This is a genomic window from Sulfitobacter sp. LC.270.F.C4 (assembly GCF_032922545.1).
In the GTDB taxonomy this organism is placed as follows: domain Bacteria; phylum Pseudomonadota; class Alphaproteobacteria; order Rhodobacterales; family Rhodobacteraceae; genus Sulfitobacter; species Sulfitobacter profundi.
In genome coordinates, this window is sequence record NZ_CP136692.1 from 1,036,751 (window position 1) to 1,054,377 (window position 17,627).

The window sequence follows — 17,627 nt, forward strand, 5'->3', positions numbered from 1 at the left end:
CGCGGGGAAGTCAACCTTGCGAGTAAGGGCTTCGCGCCCCATATAGAGGCTAACAAACCTCCGGAGGCCAGACATGCAGACCCGTAACAAGTTTTTCGATGACGTCTCACAGATGATGACAAACGCGATGGGCGTCGCCCAAGGTGCCAAGGATGAGGCCGAGACTGCCATGAAGGGCATGCTCGACCGTTGGCTCGCTGATCGTGATTTTGTCACCCGCGAAGAATTCGACGCGGTGCGTGCCATGGCGCAAAAGGCCCGCGAAGAGAACGAAGCGCTGAAAGCGCGGCTCGACAAGCTCGAAACCAAGGGCTGAGGCCCGAGCCCAGGCCAAATCTGATCTGCCGCCCCCAAGGTTGGGGCGGCGATCCTCCGCGCCGACTGAGGCTAATTATGCCCCGGCGCAGCACCTCTCTCCAAATTGTAGACGTTTTCCGCGATTTACCCACAAGTTATTGCGGTTATCCCCTATCAATTGTGGTTATCCCCAAGAAAAACCTTGCCAGACTGTTCCGCTAGAAGCACCATATCTTGTATAGGTGATGTGAACCTACACGCCTATTTGTGCAGGCTTCCATGAATGGTGGGCCACGTCCCGCCCCGTGGAACAGATTGAGAGGTGGCGAAATGGCCCTGTCCGAGCATTACCTTGAAGAAGACGTTCACCCGATTGATATCGTTGAAAATATCGCGGCGCACCATGATTGGGAGTTTGACCGCGTGGCGGATGACCAGATCGCCATGGCTGTCGAAGGCCAATGGCGAACCTATTCGATCACGCTGGCATGGTCTGCCTATGACGAAACGCTGCGCCTGATTTGCACCTTCGAGATGGAGCCGCCTGCCGAAAAACTGCCTCAGCTTTACGAATTGTTAAACCTCGTCAACGATCAATGCTGGGCGGGGGCGTTCAGTTTCTGGCCGGATCAGCAGTTGATGGTCTACCGTTACGGCTTGGTGCTGGCCGGTGGGCAGGTCGCGGGGCCAGAGCAGATTGATACGATGATCGGTGCCGCTGTCATGAGCGCCGAACGCTACTACCCCGCGCTGCAATTGCTCGTCTGGGGCGATCAAACCCCCAAGGCCGCGATGGACGTCGCCATTGCAGAGGCTTACGGCCGCGCGTAACAAAGTCCCCGAACAACTTCGGGGGATGACGATGAAAGACGGCAGAGTGGCGCGCGACGGCTTGGTTTTGCTGGGCTGTGGCAAAATGGGATCGGCCATGTTGGAAGGCTGGCTGGCAAAGGGACTGCCTGCAAGCTCGGTTTGGGTGGTGGACCCCAAGCCCTCCGATTGGCTGCAAAGCGCGGGCGTGAACCTTAACGCCACGCTGCCTGCCGCTCCGGCCGTGGTGCTGGTGGCGGTCAAGCCGCAGATGATGGCGGATGCGCTGCCGACGCTTCAGGCGATGGGCAACGGCGAGACGCTATTCGTCAGCGTCGCAGCGGGCACCACCATCGGCTATTTCGAAAGCGTCCTTGGCGGCGACACACCCATCGTGCGGGCCATGCCCAATACCCCCGCTGCCATTTCCAAAGGGATCACCGCCATCGTTGGCAACGCCAAGGCGGGCAGCCGATCTTTGGATGAGGCCGAGACCCTGCTCAGCGCCGTGGGTGAGGTCGTGCGTCTGACCGAAGAGGCGCAGATCGACGCGGTCACGGGGGTCAGCGGCTCGGGCCCAGCCTATGTCTTTCACATGATCGAATGCATGGCCGCCGCCGGTGTGGCCCAAGGCTTGCCCGAAGAACTGGCCATGCAATTGGCCAAGGCGACCGTGGCCGGGGCAGGGGCGCTGGCGATGCAGGCCGAAGAAGACCCCGCCCAGCTTCGCGTCAACGTGACCAGCCCCAATGGCACCACCCAAGCGGCGCTTGAGGTTCTGATGGATGAGGCCGAAGGCTTCCCGCCCTTGTTGAAACGCGCCGTGGCCGCTGCCGCGGACAGATCGCGGGAGTTGGCCAATGGCTGAGATCACTTTTGACGATTTTCTCAAGGTCGACATTCGCGTCGGCACCGTGACCCGGGCCGAAGCCTTCCCCGAAGCGCGCAAACCGGCGATCAAACTCTGGGTGGATTTCGGCGCGGAGATCGGGGAGCGTAAGACCTCTGCCCAGATCACGGCGCATTATAACTCCGAAACGCTGGTGGGGCGGCAGGTCATGGCCGTGGTGAACTTCCCCGCGCGCCAGATCGGGCCTTTCATGTCCGAAGTGCTGGTGCTTGGCCTGCCGGATAAGGGCGGAGAGATCGTGCTGTTGTCGCCCGATCAAAAAGTGCCCGAAGGAGGGCGGATGCATTGAAAAAGATACTAATTGCCAGACCCTTGCCCGACGAGGTCACCAGCACCTTGACGGGCTGCGAAGTAACCGTTCGCGAGGAAACCGCGCCCCTCTCGGCCGATGAAATGCGCGCGGCTTTGCGCGACTATGACGGGGTAATGCCGACCTTGGGGGATGTATTCTCGGCCGAAGTCTTTGCCGATGTGCCCGTTCCGCGCTGCAAGATCCTCGCCAATTTTGGCGTCGGCTATAACCACATCGACGCGGCAGCGGCCCGCGCGGCGGGGGTGGAGGTAACTAACACCCCCGGCGCGGTCACCGATGCGACGGCGGATGTCGCCATGACGCTGATGCTGATGTCCGCCCGCCGCGCCGGCGAAGGGGAGCGGTTGGTCCGCTCGGGCGCGTGGGAAGGGTGGCACCCGACCCAGATGCTGGGGCTGCACCTGACCGGCAAGCGGGTCGGCATCGTCGGCATGGGCCGGATCGGGCAGGCCATCGCGCGGCGGTGTCACTATGGCTTCGAGATGCAGGTCAGTTATTTTAACCGCAGCGCGAAGGAGTTGGATTTCCCGGCCACCCGTGTCGAAAGCCTGACTGCGCTGGCCGAGGCCGTGGATGTGCTTGTCGTTGCCGTGCCCGGCGGCGGTGCCACGCGGCATTTGATCGATGAGACCGTGCTCGGCGCGATGCAGCCCCATGCGCATCTGATCAACATCGCCCGCGGCGATGTGGTGCAGGAGGCGGCGTTGATCGCGGCCTTGCAAGCGGGGCGCATCGGTGGCGCCGGGCTGGATGTCTATGAATTCGAGCCCAAAGTGCCGCAGGCGCTGCGGGATCTCGACAATGCTGTGCTGCTGCCGCATCTGGGCACGGCGGCGCATGAGGTCCGCGTCGATATGGGGCTGATGGCTGTGGCCAATCTACAAGCCTTCATTGACGGAAGCACCCCGCCGAACCGGGTTTAGCCATCGCCCACGGCGGCGCGCCAGTGTTTGCGGCAGAGTGAGACATAGGTCTCGTTCCCGCCGATCTGCACCTGCGCGCCGTCGCGCATCGCTTGCCCTTCGGCGTCGCGGCGGACGACCATCGTGGCTTTCTTCCCACAATGGCAAATGGTGCGCACTTCGCGCATCTCATCGGCCAGCGCGAGCAGCGTGGCAGAGCCGGGGAAAAGCTCACCACGGAAATCGACCCGCAGCCCAAAGCACATGATCGGCACGCCCAGATCATCCACCGCGCGGGCCAGTTGCCAGACCTGCTCGACCTCAAGAAACTGCGCCTCATCGACAAAGATACAGGCGCAGGGGCCTTGCTCTAACCGGCTTTCGATCTTGGCCAAAAGGTCTTCGCCCGGGGCAAAAGTATCGGCCTCTTGCCCGATGCCGATGCGCGAGGCGATGCGCCCTTCGCCTGCGCGATTGTCGAACTGCGCGGTCAGCAAAAAGGGCACCATCCCGCGCTCCACATAGTTATGCGCCGCCTGTAGCAGCACAGTGGATTTGCCAGCGTTCATGGTGGAGTAATTGAAGTAGAGCTTTGCCATGGGCAGGGTGTTACGCCGCCCATGACAGCGGATCAAGATAGAAACCCCGCCTCGATCTCGCTGGCGGGCGGGGCAAGGCGCGGGCGGTTAACCGCGCTTTTTAACGATCACCGATCCGACGGAATAGCCCGCGCCGAAAGAGCAGATCAGCCCCGTGTCCCCGTCTTGCAGGTCATCGGAATTCTTCGCGAAAGCGATGATCGACCCAGCGGAGGAGGTGTTGGCGTAGTCTTGTAGAATGTTGGGCTGTTCGCCTAGCTCAGGCTCCCGGCCCAGCACCTTGCGCCCAATGAAATCGTTCATCGATTTGTTCGCCTGATGTAGCCAAATGCGTTTAAGGTCGTCGGACTCCAGCCCATTGTCGGCCATATGCCCGCCGATATGATCGGCCACCATGGGCAACACTTCCTTAAACACTTTGCGCCCATTCTGCATGAACTGCATGTCGCGTCGGTCGCTCAGCCCGTCGGGGCGGGACCGGCGGAGGAAGCCGTTGTTGTTGCGGATGTTGTTGGAGTACTCAGTTGCGCAGCGGGTTGAGATGACATCGAAACAGGGGCCTTCGACATCTTCGGCACGCTCCAGCAGCGTGGCGGTGGCGACATCGCCAAAGATGAAGTGGCAATCCCGGTCGCGCCATTCGAGGTGGGCGGAACAGATTTCCGGGTTCACCACGAGGGCGGAGCGGATGGAGCCGGAGCGGATCATATCCGCCGCCGCCTGAATGCCGAATGTGGCCGAAGAACAGGCCACGTTCATGTCGAAGGCAAAGCCCTTCACGCCCAGAAGCTCTTGAATTTCGATGGCCACGGCGGGGTAGGCGCGCTCTAGATTGGAAGCCGCGCAGATCACCGCATCCACATCATCGGCGGTCTTTCCAGCGGCAACGAGCGCCTTTTGCGCAGCATCAACGGCCATTTCCGCCATCAGGGAGGGTTCCTCATCCGCGCGCTGGCGCAGCAGGGGATGCATGACATTGGGGTCCAACACGCCGGATTTGTCCATGACATAGCGCTGCTCGATGCCGCTGGCTTTGACGATGAACTCTTCCGAAGAATGCGCCTTGGCCTCTAGGGTGCCCGCGTCGATCGCCTCGGCATTCTCGGCGTTGTAGAGGTCGGCATAGGCGTTGAAGGCTTCGACCAGTTCGGCGTTGGTAATGGTTTGCTGAGGCGTGAAAACGCCCGTGCCGGTGATAGCGGCTTGATACATCGGTGTGATCCCTTTCTCTCCAACGGCGTGGCTGGTCTACTAAAGCTGAGCAGCCCCGGTGGAATTGCAAGGGGCCGTTGTCATGGTCGGCGCACGCTGACGCAGGGGGCAGCAAGGTGCAGGTTCCATACTTTAGCGAAACCGCGCGGGACTTGCCACGGCTTTGAGGTGGCAGGCGTGTGAATGCCGCTACAGTTGAAAAATTTGATCGCCTATGACGATACGCGCTGGCTTGACTATGCAACCAGCAGGGCGCAGTGATCGCTCGTTAGTAATCATTAATTGAACAAGAACAGACAGATTTTTTTCAGGGCAGCGGCCATTTCGGTGCGTGATTTACAGGTCCATCAATGACGGATGCTGCAGCCTAGAGCACAGAATTTGCTCACGAATTCAACCTCCGAAAAAGAGAGGTGTCATGAGGCGCAAAGTTATTAGTCGAATGCTTTTCGATCGAGTGAAGCGTTTTTCCAAGGACGAGGCCGGCGGGATGCTGGTCCTCATGTTGGTCGTGTTTTTCGGCATTACGATCTTTGGCGGTCTGGCCGTGGATCTGGCGAACCACGAGCGGACGCGGACCACATTTCAGACCCACCTCGACAATGCCGTGCTGGCCGCGGCCAGCCTGTCGCAAAACCTCGACCCCGAAGAGGTCGTGCGCAGCTACCTGACGTCTGCGGGGCTTGACCCATCCGAGGTGGCGATCGACACGAGCGAAGAAAAGATCGGCGGCATTTTGGTGGGGCGGACGGTCGAAGCCTCGCTTCCTGCCGGGCTGAACACCTATTTCTTTCGATTTTTCGACATCGACACGCTTGGCATGACGATCACGTCAGAGGCGACCGAGCGGGTGGAAGATATCGAGATTTCGCTCGTGCTCGACGTGTCGGGCTCAATGGGGTGGGAGACCAGCGATGGCAGTAGGCAGATAAAGCTTGATCTGCTCAAGAATGCGGCCAGTGATTTTGTTGAGACGATCCTGAGCGATTCCGAGGAGGGGCGGGTGTCGATTTCTATCGTGCCCTATGCGACCCAAGTAAACGCTGGCGAGGCGCTGCTAAATCAATATTCCACTACCCAAGAGCACGATTATTCCCATTGTATCGAGTTTGCTGGTAGTGATTTTGCGAATCTGTCGATCGATCCGAATGAACAACTCCAGCGGGCGGGCCATTTTATGATGGGTGGGCTCCGGGAGCAGGATGATCCGTACCCATATACTGGACCGGGACAGTGGGTTTGCAGGCACGATGCTGGCTTTCCGATCACGCCTTTATCGGGTTCCGTTTCACAACTTCAAGCCCAGATTAGGGCCCTAACCGATGAAGGCTCCACCTCTATTGATGTCGGTGCTAAGTGGGGATTGGCGCTTCTTGATCCTTCCGCGCAATCCCCAATTGGAGCGCTTATCACTGCGGGACAGGTTGATCCCCTTTTCCAAGGCCGCCCTCATCAATTCGATGCCGATAACAGCATGAAGGTTTTGGTCTTGATGACGGACGGTGCGAACAACGCCGAGTATCGTCTTCGAACAGCGTACGCCTCAGGTGCTTCCGATATCATAAAGACCACGGTTGGGCAAAATCAGTATTATACAGCCATCACTTCAGAAACTTCCGGACAGTATGATAGCGACTCAAGGTATCCTGAATCGTATTTCTATGGGACATATCCGTTTGGCTCTTCCCGGATGTGGGACGATCGGCGGCTTATTGAACATCCTGATTTTCGGGACCGCGCTTCTGCGCGGGAGGAACGTATGGATTGGCCTGAAGTCTGGGCAGAAATGTCGCCGAGTTACTATGGGTACTTTCTGTATGGACGCCGTTTCAATCCGAATTGGTGGGGAGAATGGTACACGGCTAGCACCTATAAGAACCGCCTATGGAATGATATACATTGGACCGTAGATTCTGGGGAGAAGGACCGACGCCTCCGCCAAATCTGCGGTGTCGCGAATACCGCTGGGGTCGTGGTCTATTCCATCGGCATGGATGTCGACAGTACCAACTCACTCAACCTCCTGAAGGATTGCGCCTCATCCGAGGCCCATTACTTCGACGTTCAGGGTTTGGAAATCCAAACCGCATTCGACATGATCGCCGCGTCCATCTCTATGCTGAGGCTGACGAAATGATCCGCTTTCTCAAAGACCGCTTTCGCCGGTCCGAGGCGGGCGGGGTCACCGTTGAGTTCGTCATCCTGTTACCGCTGGTCTTTTACTTCTTCTTCCTTGCGCTTGAGACCGGTCTGTGGAGCGCGCGTGAGATCATGCTGCGCCGTGCTACCAATTTGGCCGTGCGGGACGTGCGTTTGGCGACTGGCGCCACGCCGGGCTATGACGCGATGAAAGCGCTGATTTGCGAGCGTTCGGTCTTTGATGCGGGCTGCCTAGAGAATATCCGGATCGAGATGCGCGCCTTGCCGATTGCCGATTGGGCTGACTTGGGCGGCCCTGCGCCTTGCGTGGACCGGGACGAAGATTTCGACCCGGCAAACGGCTTTCTGCCCGGCCAGCAGAACAATCTGATGATGATGCGCGTATGTCGTCTTTTTGAGCCACTTTTGCCGGGGACCGGTTTAGGCCGTCAACTGCCCGAAGGCTCCGACGGGCAATACGGCGTGCGGGTCACAACCGCTTTCGTAACGGAGCCACGCGGATGAGGGCGATTTCTTTAAAGCGTTTTTTCCAGTCCGAAGAGGGCAGCCAGACGATTGCCTTCTTGGTGCTGCTGCCTTTGCTGGTTTGGTCGATCATGGCGATGCTGACCTTCACGGATGCCTTTCGGGTGCGCGGGATGGCGACCGATGCCACCGCCGTCATCGCCGACAGCCTGTCGCGCCAGACGACGCCAATCACCGCCAATGACCTCTTGGGGCTGCAATCGGTCGCAGAGCAACTCACCGGGTATGAGGTCTCTTTGCGGATCACTCAGGTGCGCTGCATTTTGGACTGTGACAGTCTGGGCCGTCGGATCCTCGCGGTGGATTTCTCGCAGGGGATCGGTCTGGACAGCCTGCTTGATCTCGACTTTATCGCCGGTCTCTCGCGTGAGCGCGTGCCGCTGATGGCCGATGGCGACCGTCTGGTGCTGGTCGAGACAAGTTTTACCCACGAACCGATTGCGCAGATCGGCTTGGAAGCCAAAGAGGTCAGCGTGTCGCATGCCACAAGGATGCGTTTCGCGCCCCAGCTTTGCTGGATAAGGTGCGTCATCAGCTAAGCGGGCACTGCGCCGCCTGAAAAAAGGGGCTGCCCAATGGACAGCCCCGATTTCTTACCCCTGAAGCGCTTTCACACCGATTGCATCCTCGGCCTGCGCCTTGATCGCCAGTGCCGCGGCATGGGCACCTGCGGCGGTGGTGAAGTAGGGGATCTTGTCGTAAAGCGCGATAGAGCGGATCGACTTGCTGTCTTCGACCGCCTGCGCGCCTTCGGTGGTATTCATCACCAGATGTACATCGCCGTTTTTCATCATGTCGGTGATGTCGGGGCGTCCCTCGTAGACCTTGTTCACCACATCGCAGGCATGGCCATTGGCGGTGAGCCATTCCGCGGTGCCGCGGGTGCCGATCAAGGTAAAGCCTTGGTCCAGCAGGATTTCCGCGGCCTCCAGCATGTTTTGGCCCTTGTCGGCGTCCTTGACCGAGAGGAAGGCACAGCCGTTGCGCGGCAGTGGGTTGCCAGCGCCCATCTGCGCCTTGAGGAAGGCGCGGGGGAAGTCGCGGTCCCAGCCCATGACCTCGCCGGTGGAACGCATTTCCGGCCCCAAAAGCGTGTCGACGCCGGGGAAACGGGCGAAGGGCAGCACCGCTTCTTTGACCGAGAACCACGGCATATTCGGGTCGGCCAGTGTCATCGGATCGCCAAGCGGAAGGGTGTCTTCATATGCGGCCTGATCGGGGTAGGGCGGGCGCTGCGGGAAGTTGCTGAGCGGCTCCCCGGCCATGATCCGCGCGGCGATGGAGGCGATGGCGCTGTCCGTCGCTTTGGCCACGAAGGGCACGGTGCGCGAGGCGCGGGGGTTGACCTCAATGAGGTAAATCTCGCCGTCTTTCACCGCGAACTGGATGTTCATCAGGCCCACGACGTTGAGCGCTTTTGCCAGCGCGCGGGTCTGCTCTTCGACCTCTGCGATGATCTCGCGCGGGAGCGAGTAGGGCGGCAGGGAGCAGGCGCTGTCGCCGGAGTGAACGCCCGCCTCTTCGATATGCTGCATGATGCCCGCGACATGCACATTCTCGCCGTCGCAGAGGGCGTCGACATCCAGCTCGACCGCGCCCGACAGGTAGCTGTCGAGCAACACCGGGCTGTCGCCGGACACGACCACCGCATTGGTGATGTAGCGCTCGAGGCTGGCCTGATCGCGGACGATCTCCATCGCGCGGCCACCCAGAACGTAGGAGGGGCGGATCACCAGCGGAAAGCCGATTTCCTTGGCGATTTCCATCGCTTCGGCGTCGGAATGGGCGATGCCGTTGTGTGGTTGTTTCAAGTCAAGGTTCAGCACAAGCTGCTGGAAACGCTCGCGGTCTTCGGCCAGATCGATCATGTCGGGCGTGGTGCCGAGGATCGGGATGCCGGCCTCTTGCAGGCCATTGGCAAGCTTCAAGGGGGTCTGGCCGCCGAACTGAACGATGACGCCGTGCAGCGTGCCGTTCTCCTGCTCGACGCGCAGGATTTCCATCACGTGTTCAAAGGTCAGCGGCTCAAAGTACAGGCGATCCGAGGTGTCATAGTCGGTCGAGACCGTCTCGGGGTTGCAGTTGACCATGATGGTCTCATAGCCCGCGTCGGTGAGCGCATAGCAGGCGTGGCAGCAGCAGTAGTCAAACTCGATGCCTTGGCCGATGCGGTTCGGGCCACCGCCGAGGATGACGACCTTCTTGCGGTCCGATGGCCGCGCTTCGCATTCCGCCTCGCCCATCAGCGGGCTTTCGTAGGTGGAGTACATGTAGGGGGTCTGCGCTTCGAATTCGGCGGCGCAGGTGTCGATGCGTTTGAAGACGGCTTTGACGCCGAGAGCAAGCCGCGCGTCGCGAACCTGCGCCTCGCGGCTGTCAGTCAGCATGGCGAGCCGGGCATCGGTGAAGCCCATCATTTTCAACTCGCGGAAGGTATCTGCATCGTCGGGCAGACCGCTGGCGCGGATGCCCTCTTCGGCTTCGATGATCTCGCGGATCCGGGCAAGGAACCACGGGTCGAACATGGTATGCGCGTGCAGATCGTCGTCGGACATGCCGTGACGCATCGCTTGGGCAATGGTGCGCATCCGGTCAGGGGTCGGGGCCGACACGGCTTTGATCAGCGCCGCCATATTCTCTGGCGCGTCGCCGGGCAGGTCGCTGTTGAGACCGGTGATGGCCACTTCGTCAAAGCCGGTGAGGCCCGATTCCATCGACGCCAGCGCCTTTTGCAGGCTTTCGTGGATGGTGCGGCCGATGGCCATGGTCTCGCCCACCGATTTCATCGCGGTGGTGAGGTAAGGCTCGGCTCCGGGAAATTTCTCAAAGGCGAATTTGGGGATCTTGGTGACCACATAGTCGATGGTCGGCTCGAAAGACGCGGGTGTGACGCCGGTGATGTCGTTGTCGAGCTCGTCCAGCGTAAAGCCCACGGCCAACTTCGCCGCAATCTTGGCGATGGGGAAGCCGGTGGCCTTGGACGCCAGCGCCGAGGAGCGCGAAACGCGCGGGTTCATCTCGATCACGACCATGCGGCCATCGGCGGGGTTCACGGCCCATTGCACGTTGGAGCCGCCGGTCTCCACCCCGATCTCGCGCAGCACGGCGATGGAGTGGTTGCGCATGATCTGGTACTCTTTGTCCGTGAGCGTCAGGGCCGGGGCCACGGTGATGCTGTCGCCGGTATGCACGCCCATCGGGTCGATGTTCTCGATCGAGCAGACGATGATGGCGTTGTCGGCGGTGTCGCGCACCACTTCCATCTCGTATTCTTTCCAGCCCAGCAGCGACTCATCGACGAGGATTTGCCCCATCGGCGAGGCATCCATGCCCGAGCGGCAGTAGAATTCGTAATCCTCGCGGTTGTAGGCCACGCCGCCGCCGGTGCCGCCCATGGTAAAGGCGGGGCGGATGATCGCGGGAAGGCCGACGTATTCCAGCGCCTCAAGGGCGAGGTTCACGCCAGCGGCGAGGTCTTTCTTGCCGTCCTCGCGCTTGGGCGCGGTGACGATGGTGGCTTTGGGGTTTTCGATGCCCAAACGGTCCATCGCCTCGCGGAAGAGTTTGCGGTCTTCGGCCATTTCGATGGCTTCGCGCTTGGCACCGATCATCTCGACGCCGAATTTCTCAAGCACGCCCATCTCTTCGAGCGCGAGCGAGGTGTTCAGCCCGGTTTGGCCGCCCATGGTGGGCAACAGCGCATCGGGGCGCTCTTTTTCGATGATCTTGGCGACGATTTCAGGTGTGATGGGCTCGATATAGGTGGCATCGGCGAGCCCTGGATCGGTCATGATCGTAGCCGGGTTGGAGTTGACGAGGATGACGCGGTAGCCTTCCTCTTTCAGCGCCTTACAGGCTTGAGCGCCGGAATAGTCAAACTCGCAGGCTTGTCCGATGACAATCGGCCCCGCACCAATGATCATGATCGACTGGATGTCGGTACGTTTCGGCATGGCGGCCCCCTAAATTTGCAAATTGTCCTGCCTTATAGGCAAGGCGGCTCTGGCTGCAAGGGGGGAATGGCCATCACGGCCCGAGAAATAAGGGTGGCGCTGTGGCTTCACCCCCTCAAGGGCAACGATCCGGGGGGCCTTAGGGGGCTGCTGAAGGGATCAGCTTGGCTAGTCAGACCCTTCGGTATTAAGGAAGATGCGCAGCGTCGCCTCGAACTCGCGCGGTTTTTCCGCGTGGAGCCAATGCCCCGCGCCGGGAATTTTGGCAAAGCGCGCTTGCGGGAAAAGCGCCTTGATCGCCTCGCGGTGTTCGGGCTGAACATAGTCCGAGGCCCCCCCCGAGAGGAACAGGGTCGGTCCCTCGAATTGCCCGCTCACATCATCGGGCCAGCCGATGATCTTGGGCATCTCAGCCTCGAGTGCGTCAAGGTTCAGCCGCCAGCGTTTTCCGGGCACGTCGAGCGATTGGGTAAAGAAGCTCTGCAACGCGCGCTCTACCCCGGCTGTGGCCAGTTGCGCTTCGGCGTCCGAGCGGCGTTCGATCTGGGTGAGGTCCACGCCGCGCATGGCGTCGATGAACATCTGCTGTGTGTGCCCATAGGTGACGGGCGCGATATCGGCGACGATCACCCGGCGGAGCAGATCGGGCTGGGTCAGCGCCAGCATCATCACCGCCTTGCCGCCCATGGAGTGACCGCAGATGTCCACCGGGCCGCCCAGATGCGTGATAACCTCGGCCAGGTCCTGCGCCATCTCGGGATAGCTATGGGTGTCGTGATGCGGGCTGCTGCCGTGGTTGCGCATGTCCACCGTGACGACGTGGCGATTGTCGGAAAGACGTTTCGCGATGACGCCCCAGTTGCGGCCAGAGCCATAGAGGCCATGAACGATAAACAGGGACGGACGGTCGGCGGCGGCTTCGCCATATTCGGTGTAATTCAACATGCGGTCAAATTACGGGCATTGCAGCCCGGGGACCAGAGCGATTAGATGCGCGCATGATTGACCGCCAAGATTTCAACACCCGCGCCGAGGCGCTGCGCCCCCTGTTCGAGGATCGGCTGCGCATCAAAGCCCGCGATCTGCGCGAGGCGTTTCACCGCACCGGGCCGGAACTGCCGCGCGGCATTCGCGGCGATGGGGTGTTGCTGAGCAAGACCGAACATCTGGTCGCAAACCCTCATATCGCCCGTCAGCTGGAGGATGCCCCCGTTTGGGCGGCCTTCAACCGGGTCACGGCGCATCTGCGTGAGATCGACCCCAAGGCCCGGCGGCGCGGGATCATTCTGGATCGTTTGGCGGTGGTGGCCTTTAACATCCTCGTGGTTTTCGTGGGCTTCGTGATCTGGCTTTGGTGGCGCGGCTACGTTTAAGCCGCCGCGCCCAAGGGCTTAGGCCGGGTCGTAATCCGCGTCCGTCACCTTTTCCATCCATTCGACAGCCTCGCCGACCTGCGCCTCTTGCAGGGCGATATGGGTCATGGCGCTGTCTGGCGCGGCGCCGTGCCAGTGTTTCTCTCCGGGGCCGAACCAGACGACATCGCCTTTGTTAAGCGTTTGCACCGGGCTGCCTTCGGTCTGGGCGCGGCCGGTGCCTTCGGTGACGATCAGGGTCTGGCCCAAGGGGTGGACATGCCACGCCGTGCGCGCTCCGGGCTGGAAGGTCACCGTCACCCCGCGCAGGCGGGCGGGGGCCGGGGCAGAGATCAGCGGGGCCATCTCGACCTCTCCGGTGAAGTAATCTTCGGGGCCGGGTTCAGAGGGGCGGCTGCCTTTGGGGTGAATGATCATGCGGTTCTCCTTTGCAGAAGAATGTGGCGCGGGGAGGGGGGATCGGCAAGGGGGAGCGTGACAGAGCATCAGAGGGCAGCGCCCGACCGCGGGTGGGCATCGCAACCGCGCCGAGACCACTTTATTTCTCAAGTTTGATGTGGGGGTGATTTGACGTGCTTCGTCGCAGAAGCGCCCGCCCATGGGGCGGTCGGGCGCTGCCCGGCGGCGCAGGGCGCCTTGATTCCGGGCAAAGAAAGGCCCCCGCATCGCTGCGAGGGCCAAACTTCTCAAAGGTTCGGATACATCGGGAAACGCTGGCACAGCGCTTCGACTTCGGCGGCGACTTTCGCCTCAACCTCGGCATTGCCTTCAGCACCATTGGCCGCAAGCCCGTCGACCACTTCGATGATCCAATCGGCGATCTGGCGGAACTCGGCCTCACCGAAGCCGCGCGTCGTGCCTGCAGGGGAGCCGAGACGAATGCCCGAGGTTACCATCGGCTTTTCGGGATCAAACGGCACGCCGTTCTTGTTGCAGGTGATATGCGCCCGGCCCAGAGCCTTCTCGGTGTCATTGCCCTTCACGCCTTTGGGGCGCAGATCGACTAGCACCACATGGGTGTCGGTGCCATGTGTCACGGTGTCGAGGCCGCCTTTGATCAGCTGGTCCGACAGCGCTTGCGCGTTGGCGATGACCTGCTTGGCGTAGGTTTTGAACTCGGGGCGCTGTGCTTCGCCAAAGGCCACGGCCTTGGCTGCGATCACATGCATCAGGGGGCCACCCTGAATGCCGGGGAAAATGGCGGAGTTGATCTTTTTCGAGATCGCTTCGTCATTGGTCAAGATCATGCCGCCGCGCGGGCCGCGCAGGGTTTTGTGGGTGGTTGTGGTGGCCACATGCGCATGCGGGAAGGGGGAGGGGTGCTCACCCGCCGCCACGAGACCCGCGAAATGCGCCATGTCGACCAGCAGGTAGGCGCCGACGCTGTCGGCAATCTCACGCATTTTGGCAAAGTCGATCTGGCGTGGAATGGCGGAGCCACCGGCGATGATCATCTTGGGCTTATGCTCAGCCGCCAGTTCGGCAACTTGATCGTAATCCAGCAGGTTGTCCTGTTTGCGCACACCGTATTGTACGGCGTTGAACCATTTGCCGGATTGGTTCGGCTTGGCCCCGTGGGTCAGGTGACCCCCGGCATCAAGGCTCATACCCAGAATGGTGTCGCCGGGTTGCAGCAGCGCGGTAAAGACACCTTGGTTTGCTTGGCTGCCCGAGTTCGGCTGGACGTTGGCGAATGCGCAGTCGAACAGCGCGCAGGCGCGTTCGATAGCAAGGTTCTCGGCCACGTCGACATGCTCGCATCCGCCATAATAGCGACGGCCCGGATAGCCTTCGGCGTATTTGTTGGTCATGATGCTGCCCTGCGCCTCGAGCACCGCAGCAGAGACGATGTTCTCGCTGGCGATCAACTCGATCTCGTCGCGCTGGCGGCCCAGTTCGGCGTCAATCGCAGCGGCGAGGGCCGGGTCGGAATCAGCAAGAGATTTGGTGAAGAAATCGGACATCAGGGGATCCTCATTGGGGCTGGTTTCGCGTGTTGCCTATCGGAAACGCGGGCCGAGGTGAAGGCTGTAAACCGACAGGTTGCAAGATATGTGCGTCAACACTGGTGGCGCGCGGAATAATGTGATTGTTTTGGCCCCAAACGCCGATGATCGGAAACTTCGCCGGAATGAGCCTGCTGACATGTCTCTAAAGATCGCTTTTGTGGCCAGCCGGGCCAGCGTGGCCCAAACGGCGCGCGCCGCTTTGATCGGGCGTTATGGTGACGTGTCCCTGCGTCAGGCCGAGGTGATCGTGGCCTTGGGGGGTGACGGCTTCATGCTGCACACGCTGCACAGCACCCAAGACATGGACGCGCCGGTCTATGGGATGAACCGCGGCACCATCGGCTTTTTGATGAACGCTTACCGCGAGGGCGACCTGCAAGCGCGGCTGGCGGCGGCGGAAGAGGCGGTGATCAACCCTCTGGTCATGCGCGCCACCCATATCGACGGGACCATCTCGACCGCGCTGGCGATCAACGAGGTGTCCCTGCTGCGCGCCGGGCCGCAGGCGGCCAAGTTGCGCATCACGATAGACGGGCGGCAGCGGATGGAGGAACTGGTCTGTGATGGGGCGCTGGTGGCGACGCCTGCGGGCTCCACCGCCTATAACTATTCCGCGCATGGGCCGATCCTGCCGATTGGGTCGGATGTGCTGGCCTTGACCCCGATCGCCGCCTTCCGCCCACGCCGCTGGCGCGGGGCGTTGCTGCCGAAACGGGCGACGGTGCGCTTTGACGTGCAAGAACCGCAAAAACGCCCCGTGATGGCGGATGCCGACGGGCAATCGCACCGCGATGTGACCACGGTTGAGGTCTCTTCGGATCCAAGCGTAAGCCATCGGATCCTCTTCGATCCCGGTCATGGGTTGGAAGAGCGGTTGATCTCGGAACAGTTCAACTAACGTCCCCCGTCACTGCGGCCCTGCAGACGGCGTCTTTCCGCCTCTGCGCTCCTCGGACAGGGAACCCTGACTTCGCGCCAGCGTTGTACCTGCAAGAGCGGGACAATCCCGCATCTTCACAGCCTGTGAAAGGAGACCTGACATGAATTGGGACCGTATCGAAGGCAATTGGAACCAGATGACCGGCGCGGTGAAATCGCAATGGGGTGATCTGACCGATGATGAAATCACCGAAGCGCGCGGCAACCGCGAGCAGCTGGTGGGTAAGATTCAAGAACGCTATGGCATCGCCAAAGATGAGGCCGAGCGTCAAGTCGATGACTTCGCTGCGAAATACTGATTTTCGTAGCTGGCATAAAAAAAGGCGACCCCCTCGGGGGTCGCCTTTTGCGTTTCAAGAGAGGCTCAGGCCTCGTGCCAAGCGCGGTCGCCCTTGTCGTCTTTCACGCGGGTCGGCAGGCCAATGTCATCCAGCAGACCGAACAGCGGCTTGGGGTCCAGTTCTTCGACATTGACCATGGTGCCGCCATCATAGGTGCCATCGGCGATCAGCATCGCAAAGGCCACGGGCGGCACGCCTGCGGTGTAGGAAATGCCTTGGCTGCCGACCTCGTTATAGGCGTCCTTGTGATCGGCGACGTTGTAGACAAAAACCTCAACCTCTTCGCCGTCCTTCACGCCTTTCACCAGATCACCGATGCAGGTTTTGCCGGTGTAGTTCGGCGCAAGGCTCGAGGGATCGGGGAGTACGGCCTTCACCACTTTCAGCGGCACGACCTCAAGCCCTTCGGCGGTGGTCACGGGCTGTTCGGAGAGCAAGCCGAGGTTCTGCAAGACGGTGAACACATTGATGTAGTGATCGCCAAAGCCCATCCAGAAGCGCACGTCGGCGTCCGGGTAGTTGGCAGCCAGCGAATGGACCTCATCATGGCCTGACATATAGGCCTTTTGCTTGCCGACGACGGGCAGATCCCATTCGCGGCCGACTTCGAACATCTTGTTCTCTTTCCACTCGCCTTCCTGCCAGCTGTAAACCGTGCCGGTGAACTCGCGAAAGTTGATCTCAGGGTCGAAGTTGGTCGAGAAATACTTGCCGTGGTCGCCTGCGTTGATGTCGACGATGTCGATGGATTTGACCTCGTCCATGAACTCATCAACTGCGAAACGGGCGAAGGCGTTGACCATACCCGGATCAAAGCCAGCGCCTAGAATCGCGGTCACACCCGCCTCGGCGCAGGCCTCGCGGCGCTTCCATTCGTAGTTGCCATACCACGGCGGGGTCTCGCAGATTTTGCGGGGGTCTTCGTGGATCGCGGTGTCGATATAGGCGGCACCGGTGTCGATGCAGGCCTGCAGCACGGTCATGTTCACGAAAGGCGAGCCCACGTTGATCACGATCTGGCAGACGGTTTCCTTGATCAAGGCGGCGACAGCGTCGGTGTCCATGCCATCGACTTCGTGCGCCTTGAACACGCCGTCCTGTTTCATCGCGTTTTTCTCATGCACGCTGGCGATGATCGCCTCGCATTTGGAAACCGTGCGGCTGGCGATATGAAGCTCACCCAAACGATCATTATTCTGAGCGCATTTATGCGCCACAACCTGTGCGACGCCGCCCGCGCCGATGATAAGAACATTGCGTTTCATAGTGTTGACCTCTTTCTTG

At 60.8% G+C, this 17,627-nt stretch carries 18 protein-coding genes; 11 read left to right on the forward strand and 7 right to left on the reverse strand.

The window, feature by feature from the left end; all coding sequences use genetic code 11:
- Positions 1-73 precede the first annotated feature (73 nt).
- The 5 genes from R1T45_RS08980 to R1T45_RS09000 all read left to right on the forward strand — a co-directional run bounded on the left by R1T45_RS08980 (position 74) and on the right by R1T45_RS09000 (position 3,253).
- Positions 74-316, forward strand: a complete 243-nt coding sequence (locus R1T45_RS08980) for an accessory factor UbiK family protein (RefSeq protein ID WP_067622764.1) — start codon at positions 74-76, stop codon at positions 314-316.
- A gap of 311 nt (positions 317-627) precedes the next feature.
- Positions 628-1,128, forward strand: a complete 501-nt coding sequence (locus R1T45_RS08985) for a YbjN domain-containing protein (protein WP_067622761.1) — start codon at positions 628-630, stop codon at positions 1,126-1,128.
- Positions 1,129-1,159: 31 nt separating this feature from the next.
- Positions 1,160-1,975 (forward strand): pyrroline-5-carboxylate reductase, encoded by an 816-nt coding sequence (gene proC / locus R1T45_RS08990; protein ID WP_120351705.1) that lies wholly within the window; start codon positions 1,160-1,162, stop codon positions 1,973-1,975.
- Entirely contained in the window at positions 1,968-2,306 is a 339-nt protein-coding gene (locus R1T45_RS08995; protein WP_317390638.1) for a tRNA-binding protein, read from the forward strand. The genes proC and R1T45_RS08995 overlap by 8 nt, the downstream gene beginning before the upstream one ends.
- On the forward strand, positions 2,303-3,253 hold the full coding sequence (locus R1T45_RS09000) for a D-glycerate dehydrogenase (RefSeq protein ID WP_317390639.1): 951 nt from the start codon (positions 2,303-2,305) through the stop codon (positions 3,251-3,253). Before R1T45_RS08995 ends, R1T45_RS09000 begins: the two co-directional genes overlap by 4 nt.
- Here the strand turns inward: R1T45_RS09000 and R1T45_RS09005 are convergent.
- Both R1T45_RS09005 and R1T45_RS09010 read right to left on the reverse strand, forming a co-directional pair.
- Complete coding sequence (locus R1T45_RS09005) at positions 3,250-3,831, reverse strand: thymidine kinase (protein ID WP_120351703.1); 582 nt, start codon at positions 3,829-3,831, stop codon at positions 3,250-3,252. The two genes, R1T45_RS09000 and R1T45_RS09005, sit on opposite strands and share 4 nt — an antisense overlap.
- An 87-nt stretch (positions 3,832-3,918) precedes the next feature.
- Positions 3,919-5,043 (reverse strand): beta-ketoacyl-ACP synthase III, encoded by a 1,125-nt coding sequence (locus R1T45_RS09010; RefSeq protein WP_317390640.1) that lies wholly within the window; start codon positions 5,041-5,043, stop codon positions 3,919-3,921.
- Positions 5,044-5,461: 418 nt separating this feature from the next.
- Here R1T45_RS09010 and R1T45_RS09015 point away from each other — a divergent pair, with 418 nt between their 5' ends.
- The 3 genes from R1T45_RS09015 to R1T45_RS09025 are packed head-to-tail and all read left to right on the forward strand — an operon-like array spanning position 5,462 to position 8,267.
- Positions 5,462-7,180, forward strand: coding sequence for a TadE/TadG family type IV pilus assembly protein (locus tag R1T45_RS09015; RefSeq protein WP_317390641.1), 1,719 nt, complete (start codon positions 5,462-5,464; stop codon positions 7,178-7,180).
- Positions 7,177-7,707, forward strand: a complete 531-nt coding sequence (locus tag R1T45_RS09020) for a TadE/TadG family type IV pilus assembly protein (RefSeq protein WP_120351700.1) — start codon at positions 7,177-7,179, stop codon at positions 7,705-7,707. Before R1T45_RS09015 ends, R1T45_RS09020 begins: the two co-directional genes overlap by 4 nt.
- Positions 7,704-8,267, forward strand: a complete 564-nt coding sequence (locus R1T45_RS09025; protein ID WP_132444303.1) for a TadE/TadG family type IV pilus assembly protein — start codon at positions 7,704-7,706, stop codon at positions 8,265-8,267. The genes R1T45_RS09020 and R1T45_RS09025 overlap by 4 nt, the downstream gene beginning before the upstream one ends.
- A 54-nt stretch (positions 8,268-8,321) precedes the next feature.
- Here R1T45_RS09025 and carB read toward each other — a convergent pair whose 3' ends face one another.
- On the reverse strand, positions 8,322-11,681 hold the full coding sequence (carB, locus tag R1T45_RS09030; protein ID WP_317390642.1) for a carbamoyl-phosphate synthase large subunit: 3,360 nt from the start codon (positions 11,679-11,681) through the stop codon (positions 8,322-8,324).
- Positions 11,682-11,849: 168 nt separating this feature from the next.
- Positions 11,850-12,626 (reverse strand): alpha/beta fold hydrolase, encoded by a 777-nt coding sequence (locus tag R1T45_RS09035; RefSeq protein ID WP_120351697.1) that lies wholly within the window; start codon positions 12,624-12,626, stop codon positions 11,850-11,852.
- A gap of 53 nt (positions 12,627-12,679) precedes the next feature.
- Here R1T45_RS09035 and R1T45_RS09040 point away from each other — a divergent pair, with 53 nt between their 5' ends.
- A complete protein-coding gene (locus R1T45_RS09040) occupies positions 12,680-13,054 on the forward strand; it encodes a hypothetical protein (RefSeq protein ID WP_317390643.1) in 375 nt (124 codons plus the stop codon).
- 18 nt (positions 13,055-13,072) lie between these two features.
- On the opposite strand, the gene R1T45_RS09045 is transcribed toward R1T45_RS09040, so the two are convergent.
- The gene (locus R1T45_RS09045) at positions 13,073-13,471 is read right to left on the reverse strand and encodes a cupin domain-containing protein (RefSeq protein ID WP_067916484.1); all 399 of its coding nucleotides are present in this window, start codon (positions 13,469-13,471) and stop codon (positions 13,073-13,075) included.
- A gap of 269 nt (positions 13,472-13,740) precedes the next feature.
- Positions 13,741-15,018 carry a serine hydroxymethyltransferase gene (gene glyA / locus R1T45_RS09050; protein ID WP_067940144.1) on the reverse strand — a complete coding sequence of 426 codons (1,278 nt, stop codon included), beginning with the start codon at positions 15,016-15,018 and terminating at the stop codon, positions 13,741-13,743.
- Positions 15,019-15,199: 181 nt separating this feature from the next.
- On the opposite strand from glyA, the gene R1T45_RS09055 reads away from it, so the two are divergent.
- Together R1T45_RS09055 and R1T45_RS09060 are read left to right on the forward strand one after the other, a co-directional pair.
- Positions 15,200-15,961, forward strand: coding sequence for an NAD kinase (locus R1T45_RS09055; protein ID WP_120351695.1), 762 nt, complete (start codon positions 15,200-15,202; stop codon positions 15,959-15,961).
- Positions 15,962-16,103: 142 nt separating this feature from the next.
- Positions 16,104-16,301, forward strand: a complete 198-nt coding sequence (locus R1T45_RS09060) for a CsbD family protein (RefSeq protein WP_067937510.1) — start codon at positions 16,104-16,106, stop codon at positions 16,299-16,301.
- 65 nt (positions 16,302-16,366) lie between these two features.
- Here the strand turns inward: R1T45_RS09060 and R1T45_RS09065 are convergent, their stop codons facing one another.
- Complete coding sequence (locus tag R1T45_RS09065) at positions 16,367-17,608, reverse strand: saccharopine dehydrogenase family protein (RefSeq protein WP_317390644.1); 1,242 nt, start codon at positions 17,606-17,608, stop codon at positions 16,367-16,369.
- Between the last annotated feature and the right edge of the window lie 19 nt (positions 17,609-17,627).